Annotated in this window: 9 protein-coding genes and 2 tRNA genes; 4 read left to right on the plus strand and 7 right to left on the minus strand. The window is 65.4% G+C overall.

Translation table 11 applies throughout. The features are described 5' to 3' along the window. Positions 1-80 precede the first annotated feature (80 nt). Positions 81-485, plus strand: a complete 405-nt coding sequence (locus tag AC07VI_RS21995; RefSeq protein ID WP_492993984.1) for a VOC family protein — start codon at positions 81-83, stop codon at positions 483-485. Positions 486-698: 213 nt separating this feature from the next. Here AC07VI_RS21995 and AC07VI_RS22000 read toward each other — a convergent pair whose 3' ends face one another. Continuing rightward, complete coding sequence (locus AC07VI_RS22000) at positions 699-1,751, minus strand: NAD(P)-dependent alcohol dehydrogenase (protein ID WP_086145498.1); 1,053 nt, start codon at positions 1,749-1,751, stop codon at positions 699-701. 175 nt (positions 1,752-1,926) lie between these two features. Between AC07VI_RS22000 and AC07VI_RS22005 the strand changes: the two genes are divergently transcribed. After that, positions 1,927-2,886 carry an AraC family transcriptional regulator gene (locus tag AC07VI_RS22005; RefSeq protein WP_086145497.1) on the plus strand — a complete coding sequence of 320 codons (960 nt, stop codon included), beginning with the start codon at positions 1,927-1,929 and terminating at the stop codon, positions 2,884-2,886. On the opposite strand, the gene AC07VI_RS22010 is transcribed toward AC07VI_RS22005, so the two are convergent. Next, on the minus strand, positions 2,868-6,464 hold the full coding sequence (locus AC07VI_RS22010; protein WP_492993981.1) for a hydantoinase B/oxoprolinase family protein: 3,597 nt from the start codon (positions 6,462-6,464) through the stop codon (positions 2,868-2,870). The genes AC07VI_RS22005 and AC07VI_RS22010 overlap by 19 nt on opposite strands. A gap of 131 nt (positions 6,465-6,595) precedes the next feature. Here AC07VI_RS22010 and AC07VI_RS22015 point away from each other — a divergent pair, with 131 nt between their 5' ends. After that, the gene (locus AC07VI_RS22015) at positions 6,596-8,140 is read left to right on the plus strand and encodes an NAD(P)H-hydrate dehydratase (protein ID WP_099374593.1); all 1,545 of its coding nucleotides are present in this window, start codon (positions 6,596-6,598) and stop codon (positions 8,138-8,140) included. Positions 8,141-8,148: 8 nt separating this feature from the next. Here AC07VI_RS22015 and AC07VI_RS22020 read toward each other — a convergent pair whose 3' ends face one another. After that, positions 8,149-8,796 carry an ABC transporter ATP-binding protein gene (locus AC07VI_RS22020; RefSeq protein ID WP_216356343.1) on the minus strand — a complete coding sequence of 216 codons (648 nt, stop codon included), beginning with the start codon at positions 8,794-8,796 and terminating at the stop codon, positions 8,149-8,151. A 124-nt stretch (positions 8,797-8,920) separates the two neighbouring features. Between AC07VI_RS22020 and AC07VI_RS22025 the strand changes: the two genes are divergently transcribed. Then, complete coding sequence (locus tag AC07VI_RS22025) at positions 8,921-9,610, plus strand: arylesterase (protein WP_086145495.1); 690 nt, start codon at positions 8,921-8,923, stop codon at positions 9,608-9,610. Between the two features lie 206 nt (positions 9,611-9,816). Here AC07VI_RS22025 and AC07VI_RS22030 read toward each other — a convergent pair whose 3' ends face one another. The 4 genes from AC07VI_RS22030 to AC07VI_RS22045 all read right to left on the minus strand — a co-directional run bounded on the left by AC07VI_RS22030 (position 9,817) and on the right by AC07VI_RS22045 (position 12,754). Continuing rightward, positions 9,817-11,742 (minus strand): SurA N-terminal domain-containing protein, encoded by a 1,926-nt coding sequence (locus AC07VI_RS22030; protein ID WP_172404726.1) that lies wholly within the window; start codon positions 11,740-11,742, stop codon positions 9,817-9,819. Positions 11,743-12,184: 442 nt separating this feature from the next. Next, positions 12,185-12,261: transfer RNA gene (locus AC07VI_RS22035), tRNA-Asp, on the minus strand. Between the two features lie 18 nt (positions 12,262-12,279). Continuing rightward, positions 12,280-12,356 (minus strand) — tRNA-Asp (locus AC07VI_RS22040). A gap of 125 nt (positions 12,357-12,481) precedes the next feature. After that, positions 12,482-12,754, minus strand: a complete 273-nt coding sequence (locus AC07VI_RS22045; protein WP_010398442.1) for an HU family DNA-binding protein — start codon at positions 12,752-12,754, stop codon at positions 12,482-12,484. Positions 12,755-12,784: the final 30 nt, after the last annotated feature.

Genomic DNA, 12,784 nt, shown 5'->3' on the forward strand with positions numbered 1-12,784 from the left:
ACGGACCGTAGCCGCAGGAATGAGGCGCCGCCTGCCCATTCCCCCTGGTCCGCCCTATTCCACCCTGGCAAGGAGGCACCATGAACAAACAGATCATCCTCAACCTGCCCGTGAAGGACCTGGACAAATCCCGGGCCTTCTTTTCCGCTCTCGGCTTTGCCTTCAATCCCCGCTTCAGCGCAGAGAACGCGGCGTTCATGCACATCGTCGGCGATACCATCCAGGCCATGCTGACGACCGAACCCTTCTTCCAGTCCCTGATCGACAAGCCGGTGGCGAATGCAAGGCAAGCCAATGAAGTCGTCATTTGCCTCAGTTGCGAAAGCCGGGAAGAGGTGGACAGCCTGATCGCCAGGGCCGCTGCCGCCGGCGGCCGCATACCGCATCCGCCCGAGGACCATGGCTTCATGTATGACCAGGGCTTCGAGGATATCGATGGCCACCTGTGGAACCTGGTCTGGACGGCGCCGGAAGCGGCACGCTGAGCAAGTTGCGGGCATTGCCTTGATCAGCGGCCGCGCTGCCGCCCGGGGCGCGATGCCGCGCCAGCAGGCGCAGATCAGTGCATGCCACAGTTGATCCGCATGGCGGGCGCTGCTGACGACGGCCAATTGACGCGGGAACCTGATTTTTGGCGGGGATGAAGCGATGGCGGGGACCAAGGGAGACAGGCCCGGCGGGCCTGCCCCCTTGTCAAATTACTCAGCCAACGACGCCATGTCGATGACGAAACGATATCTGACGTCGCTTTTGACGACGCGCTCGAACGCCTCATTGATATCCTGGATGCGGATGATCTCGATGTCCGAGACAATATTGTGCTTGCCGCAGAAATCCAGCATTTCCTGGGTTTCCTTGATCGAACCGATCATGGAGCCGGACAGGCTGCGGCGCGCGCCCACCAGGCCGAAGGCGCTGATCGGCGGCACGGCGCCGTCGGGGATGCCGACGATGACCATGTTGCCGTCCACTTTCAGCAGGTTGATGTACTGGTTCCAGTCGATGGCCGCGCCCACGGTGCAGATGATCAAATCAAACGTGCCGGCCAGCTTGCTGAACGTTTGCGCGTCGTTGGTGGCGTAGTAGTGGTCGGCGCCCAGGCGCAGGCCGTCTTCGCGCTTCGACAGGGTCTGGCTCAGCACCGTCACTTCGGCGCCCATGGCGTGGGCGATTTTCACGCCCATGTGGCCCAGGCCGCCCATGCCCAGGATGGCCACCTGCTTGCCAGGGCCGGCCTTCCAGTGGTTCAGCGGCGAGTACAGGGTGATGCCGGCGCACAGCAGGGGCGCGGCCGCGTCCAATGGCAGGTTGTCGGGAATCGACAGCACATAGCCTTCCTTGACGACGATGCTGTCCGAATAGCCGCCCTGCGTGGCCGTCTTGCCGTCCGCTTCGACGCCGTTGTAGGTCTGGATCAGGCCCGGCATGTACTGTTCCAGGTCCACGTTGCGCGTCTTGCAGGTGGTGCAGGAATCGACGAAGCAGCCCACGCCCACGTGGTCGCCCACCTTGAACTTGCTCACATTGGCGCCGACAGCCGTGACGACGCCGGCGATTTCATGGCCGGGCACCATGGGAAAGGCGGAACCGCCCCATTCGTCGCGCGCCTGGTGGATGTCGGAATGGCACACGCCGCAATATTTGATCGAGATGGCCACGTCGTCTTCGCGCGGGGCGCGGCGCTCGAACGTGAACGGTTGCAGTGCGGAGGCGGGGCCCAGTGCGGCGTAGCCTTTGGCGATGGTGCTCATGAAAACTCCTGTATCTGTAATGTGTGACGAGGGGAACGCGTGCCATGCATGCGATTGCACAAGTGTGCCCGAGATGCCGGTCCGCCGTTACCGCGATCCTGCAAGACCTTTGCACGATCCTCCAAATCTGCGTAAGATCAAGCCCCGCCCTCCCCGCCTGACGCATACTGCCCCCATGTCCGCACAGATCCTCCCGCAAGATGAAATCGCCGCCCTGATCAGCCGCCATGCGCCGCGCAACGGCGACTACGCGACGGCCATCGCCAACCTGACGTTCCACCGCCAGTCCTCGGTCACGGAGTCGCTGTTCCACGCGGCGCGCCCCAGCGTGGCCATCATCGCGCAGGGCGCGAAGGACGTCACCCTGGGCAGCGACACCTTCCACTACAGCCGCATGCAGTATCTGCTGACGTCCGTCGACCTGCCCGTGCAGGTGCGCGTGGCGCAGGCAAGCGAGGAACAGCCGCATCTGTGCGTGGTGCTGGGCATCGACATCGCCGACGTGGCGGCCCTGCTCGACAGCGAAAGCGCCGGCGGCGCGGTTGGCAGCGCGCAGCAGAAGATCCTGCCCGCCACGCGCGGCATTTCCGTCAGCGACGTCTCGCCCGAGCTGCTCGACGCCATGCTGCGCCTCGTGCGCCTGCTCGACAAACCGGGCGAAATCGCCGCCCTGGCGCCCTTGATCCGCCGTGAACTGACCTACCGCCTGCTCAACGGCCCCGTGGGCGCGCGTTTGCGCCACATGGCGCTGGCCAGCAGCCAGTCGCACCAGGTGGCGCAAGCCATCGACTGGATCAAACACCATTACGCGCAGCCGCTGCGCATCGAGCACCTGGCCGGCATGGCGAACATGAGCATGTCCTCGCTGCACCACCACTTCAAGGCGATTACGGCCATGACGCCGATGCAGTACCAGAAGCTGCTGCGCCTGCAGGAGGCGCGGCGCCTCATGCTGGTCGAGCAGATCGACGCCGGCACGGCCGGCTACCGCGTCGGCTACGCCAGCGAATCGCAGTTCAGCCGCGAATACAGCCGCCAGTTCGGCCGCGCGCCCATGCGCGACGTGGGCCTGGTGCGCGCGCAGCTGAGCGGGGCCAACGCCGGCGCCGGTACCGCCTATTCCGGCTTGCCGTAGCCGCCGCCGCCCGGCGTCTCGATGACGAACACGTCGCCGGGGTGCATGGCGGTCTTGCCGATATGCGCCAGCTGCTCCACCGTGCCGTCCACGCGCTCGACGTAGTTGCGCCCCAGCGCGCCCGGCGCGCCGCCGTCCATGCCGAACGGCGCAATAATCCGGTTGTTCGACAGGATGGCGGCCGTCATCGGTTCCAGAAAGCGCACCCGGCGCACGCCGCCGTTGCCGCCCTGCCAGCGCCCCGCCCCGCCCGAACCGGCGCGGATGCTGTAGCTGTCGAGGCGCACGGGGAAGCGCCATTCCAGGATTTCCGGGTCCGTCAGGCGCGAATTGGTCATGTTAGTCTGCACCACGTCCGTGCCGTCGAAGCCGGGGCCGGCGCCCGAGCCGCCCGATATCGTCTCGTAATACTGATATTTCTCGCTGCCGAACGTGAAATTGTTCATCGTGCCCTGCGAGGCGGCCATGGCCCCCAGCGCGCCGTACAGGGCGTTGGTGATGCAGGTCGAGGTTTCCACGTTGCCCGAGACGACGGAGGCCGGGTACTGCGGATTGAGCATGGAGCCGGGCGGGATGATGACGGTCAAGGGCTTCAGGCAGCCCGCGTTCAAGGGAATGTCGTCGTCGACGAGGGTGCGGAACACGTACAGCACGGCCGCCATGCAGACGGCGGACGGCGCATTGAAGTTGTTCGGCAGCTGGGCGGAGGTGCCCGTGAAGTCGATGACGGCGCTGCGCCGGGCCGCGTCGACCGTGATCGCCACCTTGATCTGCGCGCCGTTGTCCAGCGCCAAAGCATAGCTGCCGTCCTTAAGGGTGGTGATGACCCGGCGCACGGCTTCCTCCGCATTGTCCTGCACGTGGCCCATATAGGCTTGCACGACTGGCAAGCCGAAATGCGCGACCATGCCATGCAGCTCCTCGGCTCCCTTCTGGTTGGCCGCCACCTGGGCGCGCAGGTCGGCCAGGTTTTGCCGGGGATTGCGGGCCGGCCAGCTGGCGCCCGCCAGCAGGGCCAGGGTTTCCGCTTCGCGCATCGCCCCCGTGGCGCCGTCGACCAGCTTGAAATTGTCGATCAACACGCCCTCTTGCTCGATGCGCGTGGAGTCGGGCGGCATGGAGCCTGGCGTGGTGCCGCCGATGTCCGCATGGTGGCCGCGCGAGCCGACATAGAACAGGATGGCCTCGCCGTTTTCATCGAACACGGGGGAAATCACCGTCACGTCGGGCAGGTGCGTGCCGCCGTGGTACGGGTCGTTCAGCATGAAGACGTCGCCGGGCCGCATGGCGCCCGCATTGCGCGTCATCACGGTGCGGATGCTCTCGCCCATGGAACCGAGGTGCACGGGCATGTGCGGCGCGTTGGCGATCAGCTGGCCTTGGGCGTCGAAGATGGCGCAGCTGAAGTCCAGGCGCTCCTTGATGTTGACGGAATGGGCCGTATTTTGCAGGCGCAGTCCCATCTGCTCGGCGATCGACATGAACAGGTTGTTGAAGATTTCCAGCATGACGGGATCGGCATTCGTCCCGATGGCGACACGCTCCGGCAAGGCCTCCACTCTGCGCAGGATCAAATGGCCGTGCGCCGTCACCTCGGCGCGCCAGCCCGGCTCGATCACGGTGGTGGCGTTGGCGTCGCTGACGATGGCCGGACCGTCGATGGCGTCGCCGGGACGCAGGCTGTCCGCCGCATACAGGCCGCTGTCGCGCCAGGCGCCGGCGCAGTACATGGCCACCGTTTCCATGGGCGCCAGCGCGCCTGCGCGGGGCGCATGGGCCGGCGCGGCCATTGGCGGCGCATCGGACGCGCCGATGGCTTCCACGGAAATGGCTTCGACGACCAGCGCGCGCGCCGGCATGAGGAAGGAAAAGCGCTTTTTGTACGCCGCTTCGAACTGCGCCTGCATGCCAGGCACCGTATCGAACGGCACGACGAGGGCCGTATCCGTGCCTTCGTAGCGCAGGTGCACGCGCGGCACGAGCGCGATGCGGTCAAGCGCCACGCCCTGGCGCAGCAAATCGCCGCGCGCCAGTTCACCCAGGGCCGCGACATCGCGCGCCAGGGCCGGATATGCGCCCAATGCCGCTTCGACGGCCTGTTCGCGCATGGCGCTCTGGTCGGCCAGGCCCATGCCGTAGGCCGACATCACCCCCGCCAGGCTGTGGATGAAGACGGTGCGCATGCCCAGCGCATCGGCCACCAGGCAGGCGTGCTGGCCGCCCGCGCCGCCAAAGCTGGTCAAGGTATATTCGGTGACGTCGTGGCCGCGCTGCACGGAAATCTGCTTGATGGCGTTGGCCATATTGCCCACGGCGATGGCGATATAGCCTTCGGCCACCTGTTCCGCGGTGGTCGCCGCGCCGCCGCTGGCGCTCGCCGCGCGCGCCAGCGCTTCGAACTGGGCGCGCACGGTGGCCGCATCCAGCGCTTCGTCGGCATCGGGGCCGAAAACGCGGGGGAAGAAGGCCGGCTGCAGCTTGCCCAGCATGACGTTGCAGTCGGTGACGGCCAGCGGGCCGCCGCGCCGGTAGCTGGCCGGGCCGGGATTGGCGCCCGCGCTGTCCGGCCCCACCTTGTAGCGGGCGCCGTCGAAATGCAGGATGGAGCCGCCGCCCGCCGCCACCGTGTGGATGCTCATCATCGGTGCGCGCATGCGCACGCCGGCGATCTGCGTCTCGAACACGCGTTCGAACTCGCCCGCGTAATGCGACACGTCGGTGGACGTGCCGCCCATGTCGAAGCCGATGACCTTGTCGAAGCCGGCCAGCGCGCTGGCGCGCACCATGCCGACGATGCCGCCGGCGGGGCCGGACAGGATGCTGTCCTTGCCCTGGAAGGCGCGCGCATCCGTCAAGCCGCCGTTCGACTGCATGAATTGCAGGTGCACGCCGGGCAGCTCCATCGCCAGCTGATCGACGTAGCGGCGCAGGATGGGCGACAGATAGGCGTCGACGACGGTGGTGTCGCCGCGCGCCACCAGTTTCATCATGGGGCTGACCTCGTGCGACACGGACACCTGCGTAAAGCCCGCCTCGCGCGCCAGCTGCGCCAGGCGCGCCTCGTGCGCGTGGTAGCGGTAGCCGTGCATCAGCACGATGGCGATGGCGCGCGCGCCGCGCGCATGCGCGCGCCGCAGCGCCGCGCTGGCCGCATCCTCGTCGAGCGGCATGACGACGTCGCCGTGGGCGCCCATGCGTTCATTGATCTCGATCACTGCGCCGTACAGCAGTTCGGGCAAGATGATCTGGCGCGCAAACAGCTGCGGGCGGTTCTGGTAGGCGATGCGCAGCGCGTCGCGGAACCCCCGCGTGATGGCCAGCACGGTCGGCTCGCCCTTGCGTTCGAGCAGCGCATTGGTCGCCACGGTCGTGCCCATCTTGATGGCACCCAGCCGCTCCACGGGCAGCGGCGCGCCCGGCGCAAGGCCCATCAGCTGGCGCATGCCGGCCAGCGCCGCGTCGCGGTACTGGCCAGGGTTTTCCGACAGCAGCTTGCAGGTGGCCAGGCTGCCGTCAGGACGGCGCGCCACGATGTCCGTAAAGGTGCCGCCCCGGTCGATCCAGAATTGCCAGTCCATCGTCCTGCCTCCCGCGCTATGTGAGATGGCTATTGTAGCCGCACAATTTGCGGCACGCGGCAGGCGTGCGCGCCTTGCCTTCCGCGCCGATCAGCCTTATGTTGAAGGAATACTGACTAATGGAAGACGCCATGACCCTGATCGACTCCGCCACCCCGCTGTACACCATCGCCGACATCCGCGCCATCGAACAGGCGGCAGCGCAGGCCTTGCCGCAGGGCGCCCTGATGCAGCGCGCCGGGCAGGCCGCCGCCAGCACCGCCCTGAAGCTGCTGCACGGGCAGGAAGACCGCGCCAGCGCGGGCCACATGCGCGCGCTCGTGCTGGCCGGCCCCGGCGACAACGGCGGCGACGCGCTCGAAGCTGCCGCCCACCTGGCCGGCAGCGGCATCGAAGTGCTCGTCTGGCTGGCGCCCGCGGCGCACGCCACCTCGCCCGAACGCGAAGTGGCGCTGAGCCGCGCCCGCAACAGCGCCGCGCGCTGCATGGAGGCGGCCACCAGCACGGCTGCGGCCGCCGTGGCCGCGGCGCCATGGAACCTCGTCATCGACGGCCTGTTCGGCATCGGCGCTACGCGCCCCCTGGACGGCGAATGCCGCGACATGGCGCAACTGGTCAACAAGCTCGATTGCCCCGTGCTGGCGCTCGACGTGCCCAGCGGCCTGCACGCGGACACGGGCGCCGTCGACGGCGTGGCCATCCGCGCCACGCACACGCTGACCTTCATCGGCGACAAGCCGGGCCTGCACACGGCGCATGGCCGCGACCATGCGGGCGAAGTGGAAGTGGCGGCGCTGGCGATCGATCCCGCCCTGCTGCCGGAAGCCAGGGCGCAGCTGGGCGGCCTGCACCTGTTTGCGCGCCATTTGCTGCCACGGCGCCAGAACACCCACAAGGGCAGCTACGGCAGCGTGGCCGTCATCGGCGGCGCGCAAGGCATGGCCGGCGCGCCCATCCTGGCGGCACGCGCGGCCCTGCATGCGGGCGCGGGAAGAGTGTACATCGCCTTTCCCGACGCACCGCCCGCGTTTGACAGCGGCCAGCCGGAACTGATGTGCCGCCGTGCGCAGGACGTGGATTTCTCGGGCCTGCACTTTGCCGCGCTGGTGGCCGGACCGGGCCTGGGCGACGACGCCGATACGGTGGAGCTGCTGCAGCGTGCCATTGACAGCGACAGCCCGCTGCTGCTGGACGCGGACGCGCTGAACCTGATGGCGGCCGAGCCGGAGCTGCAATCGGCGCTGGCCGTGCGCACGGGCGCGGGCGCGACGATATTGACGCCGCATCCGCTGGAGGCGGCGCGCCTGCTCGACCTGACGGTGGCCGAGGTGCAGGCCGACCGCCCGGGCGCGGCGCGCCAGCTGGCGGCGCAGCTGGGCGTGATCGTCGTCCTGAAAGGATCGGGCACGGTGATCGCCGCGCCCGATGGCGGCATCGTCATCAACAACACGGGCGGCCCCGCGCTGGCGACGGCCGGCACGGGCGACGTGCTGTCCGGCCTGTGCGGCAGCCTGCTGGCGCAGGGCTGGCCGGAATGGGAAGCGGCGCTTGGCGCCGTGTGGCTGCATGGCGCGGCCGCCGATGCGCTGGTGGCGGCGGGCAACGGCCCCATCGGCCTGACGGCCGGGGAACTGATCCCGGCCATCCGCAAGCTGATCAATGCCTTGTCGGCATGATCACTGCGCTAGATCAAACGGCCTGCTGAGATCGTAATCGTCCGGCCGCAGCGGGCCGCAATCGAATTGTCATGCGTGACCAGCACCAGGGTCGAACCCCGTTCACGGTTCAGCTCGAACATCAGCTGGATCACGGCTTCGCCGGTGGCGGCGTCCAGGCTGCCCGTCGGCTCGTCGGCGAACAGCAGCGGCGGCTCCGTCACGAACGCGCGCGCCAGCGCCACGCGCTGCTGCTCGCCGCCGGACAGGTATTTCGGATAATGCTTCAGGCGGCTGCCCAGGTGCACTCTGCCCAGCATGGCTTGCGCCTTTTCCTTCGCATCGGGGTCGCCGCGCAATTCCAGCGGCAGCATGACGTTTTCCAGCGCCGTCAGGTGGGCCAGCAGCTGGAAGGACTGGAACACGAAACCGAGCTTGTCCTTGCGGAAACCGGCGCGGCCGTCTTCATCGAGGGCGAAGATATCGGTGCCGTCGAGCACCACCTTGCCTGCGCTGGGCGTGTCCAGCCCCGCCAGCAGGCCGAGCAAGGTCGACTTGCCGGAACCGGAGGCGCCGACGATGGCCAGCGTCTCGGCCGTTTGCACGGTAAAATCGACTTGATGCAGGATGGTCAGCTCGCCATCGGCATCGGGTACGCGCTTGGCCAGCTGGACCACTTCGATGGCCGGCCGGGCATTTTGGCCGTTTTGGCTGTTGCTTGCGGCGGGCTGCTGGGCGGCCCGCCGTGCTGCTGTCTCGGACGGGAGAAAACTGGTGGAAGTCGCTTTAGGGAATTCGGGCATGCTGATCTATCTTAAGAAATTTCGTGAACAAATAAGTGTCAAGGGCGGCAACCGCCTGCGGCGGCGCACCCTGTCCTTGCTTCCTGCGGCAGCCCTGCTCCTGGCGTCAGGCATGACGAACGCCTATTCTGCACCAAAAACGCTGCTGGTGCTCGGCGATAGTCTCTCGGCCGAGTACGGGCTGGCGCGGGGCACGGGCTGGGTGGCGCTGCTGGAACAGCGGCTGCAAGCGCAAAAGAACGACACGCGCATCGTCAACGCCAGCATCAGCGGCGAGACCACCAGCGGCGGCCGCGCGCGCCTGCCCGCCCTGCTGGCCAGGCACCGGCCGGACGTGGTGCTGATCGAGCTGGGCGCCAACGACGGCTTGCGCGGCTTGCCCGTGGCGGCCGCCGAAGCGAACCTGCGCGCCATGGGCGACGCGGCCAGGAAAACAGGCGCGCAGGTGGTGCTGGTGGGCATGCGCATGCCGCCCAACTACGGCCGCGCCTATGGCGAGCAATTTTATGGCGTGTACGGCAAGCTGGCAAAGGAATGGAAGGCGCCGCTCGTACCCTTCATGTTCGAAGGCATCGCCGACCAGCCGCAGCTGTTCCAGGCCGACCGCATGCACCCGAATGCCAAGGCGCATCCGGCGATCCTGAAAAATATCTGGCCACAACTGGCGCCGTTGCTGGGGGCGAAGTAAGCCGGTTCATAAGTTCACTCAATTTTCACCCCGAAGACCGAACTGCCGGGGTCGGACCCTGAGTGGCAAGACGCTCCAATGGAGCGTCTTGCAACCGCGAAGCGGCCGACCCCAGTCTTACGCCGGTGGCTTATATAAAGTTCCCGACTCGCAGACAAAAAAATAGCCGCTCAAGAGCGGCTATTTTTATGCGTGGAAACTAAATCTTACGGCGCTTCCGACGCTGGGGCGGCTGGTGCGGTGACCGGCTTGACGATCTTCACCTTGGCCTTGGCTTTCAGGTACTCAACGTAATCGAACATTTCCTGTTGCGCCAGGATGCCGCTGATCTGGTCTTTCTCTTGCTGGCGGCGCGCCGCATCGACTTGCGCCGGCTGCTGCACCTTGCCGATGCGGTAGATGCCGTAGCCCAGGGCTGGCAAGTCCACGCCCACGTAGGCTGGCAGCTTGCTCGTGTCGGCCTTCATTACTTGCGCGATGGCGGCGCGGTTGATGCCGTCAAGCTTGCTGCGCGACACCCATTGCGCCGCACCGAAACCGGTGGCGTCGCCCGACGCCTTCAGGGCCGCCAGTTTGGTTTCGCCGGCCTTCTTCGCCAGCTTTTCCGCTTCTTCCATGGTCACGCGCTGACGGATCATCGCTTCGACTTCGGCCAGCGGACGCTTCGTTGCCGGCTTGAACTCCACCACGCGGCCGGAAATGAGCACGTTCGGCGCCACGGTGACGGCTTCCGTGTTGCGCTTGTCCTTCAGCGAATCATTCGAGAAGATGGCGGCGAGGAACTTGGCGTTGTTGAACGGCGCCTTGCCCAGTGCCGGCGACGGCGTGCGCGACAGGTTGGCGACGCTTTCCACTTTCAGTTTCAGCTTGTCGGCCACCGGCTTGAGGCTGTCCGATTGCTCGTACACGGTATTGGTAAAGGTTTCCGCCATTTCCGAATATTTCTTGGCTGCAAATTGCTTGCGCAGGTCAGCCGTGATTTCGCCCCGTACTTCGTCCAGCGCCTTGACGTGCTGCGGCTTGAGCGAGGTGACGGTCAGGATGTGGTAGCCGAAATCGGAAGCGACGACGTCGCTGATCTCACCTTGCTTGAGCTGGTTGACAGCGCTCAGCAGCGGCGCCGGCAGGCCATCCTTGCCGATGACGCCCAGGTCGCCGCCCTGCTCGGCGGACGCCGGGTCTTCGGACTTGGCCCTGGCCACGGCGGCAAAGCTGGCAGGCGTCTTGCGCACGTCCGCGAGGATGGCTTCGGCCTTGGCCTTGGCGGCGGCCTTGTCGGCGGCCGATGCGTCTTTCTTGACTGCAACCAGGATATGGCTGGCCTGGCGCGCTTCCGGCGTCGTATAAGCTTTCTGGTTCTTCGTGTAGTAGCCGGTCACATCGGCGTCGGTGACGTCGACCTGCTCGCCGGCGGCACTGTCATCGAGCACCACGTATTCGATCTTTGCCTGTTCCGGGATGGCGAAGAACTTGCCGTTCTTTTCATAGAAATCCTTGACCATGGCGTCCGTGACCTTGACTTGCGGCACGTACTGGGCGAGCGGCAACAGCAGTTCCTGCACTTCACGCTCTTCCGAGGTGATGTCCGACAGGCGCTTGGCAACGGTGGCCGGCGCGAAGGCCGTGCCTTGCACGGCGCCGGCCAGCTGCTGCAGGGCCAGGTCGCTGCGGCGGCGCGCATCGTACATCTGCGGCGTCATGCCCTGGGCGGCCAGCATGGCCTTGTAGCGTTCCAGGTCGAATTTACCGTCCGGCAAGGTCAAGCCGGGGATTTCCAGCACTTCCTTCTGCAGCACGGCATCGCTGATGACGAGGCGGCTGCGGCCCACTTCGGCAGCCACGGCGCGCTCGGCGATCAGGTTGTCGAGGATGCTCTTGCGGGCTTCCGGCGTGTCAAACATTTTCTGGTCGAACTGCTCGCCCATCATCTGGCGGTAGCGGTCGATCTGCTGGCGTTGCGCTTCTTCATATTGCTGCTGCGTAACGACCTGGTCGCCGACCTTGGCGATGGTGTTCGCGCCGTCGCCGAAGCTTTGGTAGCCGCTGATACCGACCAGTGCAAAAGACGGGACGATGACCAGCATCAAAAGAAACTGCATCAAGCGTCGATGGGTACGAATAAATTCAAACATGGTCAGCCAATTCGGGATGAGTGGATCACTATAAAAAAAGGCGAACATGCGTTCGCCTTGATTTCTTCGGCGGAATGGACGGGACAGATGTCCACTTCCCCTTTAGATTCAACAACTTGGCGCTGGAACTAAAGCAGGATTCTGACGCCCAAGCCATTATCTCCTGATTCTACAATGCCCATAGCGCTATAGCAAGAGTAAATCAGGGCGCGCGCCCTGCCCCGGCGCCGCGTGCCGCGCCGCAAATCAGCGCACGCGCGCATGGCCGGCAAGACGGCAGCCTGGACATTAAACACGGCAAAGCTTAAAGCGGATTTAAATGCGCGCGCCCCCGATTCGAAAAAAGCGCGGCGGCGGAATTAAAAAGGGAAAGCGCAAAGATAATCGGGCGCATAAAAGAAAAACCCGCGCTGCTTATTCGGCAGCGCGGGTTTCTATATTCTGGCGGAGCGGACGGGACTCGAACCCGCGACCCCCGACGTGACAGGCCGGTATTCTAACCAACTGAACTACCACTCCTTGAGAGCGTATTTTTTTTGGCGGAGCGGACGGGACTCGAACCCGCGACCTCCGACGTGACAGGCCGGCATTCTAACCAACTGAACTACCACTCCGAAAAATACACAGTACTACTTGCATTTGCATCCAGGATCGTCATTCAAGGAACTCCGATCCTGAAATCGCGGCACCCGGAGGCGCCGCCAAATGTTTCCGGTGATTGTCACCTCACCGAAGTCCGTTAGTTTACAGCATCCTTCAAAGCTTTACCAGCTTTAAATTTCGGGACTTTTGCAGCTTCGATCGTGATCGCTTCTTTGGTACGCGGATTGCGGCCGGTACGCTCAGCACGTTCGCTCACCGAGAAGGTACCAAAACCAACCAGGGTCACGCTGTCGTTGTTTTTCAAAGTTTCCGTCACGCCGCCGATAACAGCGTCGAGTGCGCGCGCAGCGGCGGCTTTGGAAATGTCAGCTTTTTCAGCAATGTGGTCGATCAATTCAGTCTTGTTCACTAGCATCCCCAATTACAAAGGTATAAAACG

This window comes from Janthinobacterium sp. GW821-FHT03A03, assembly GCF_059421435.1.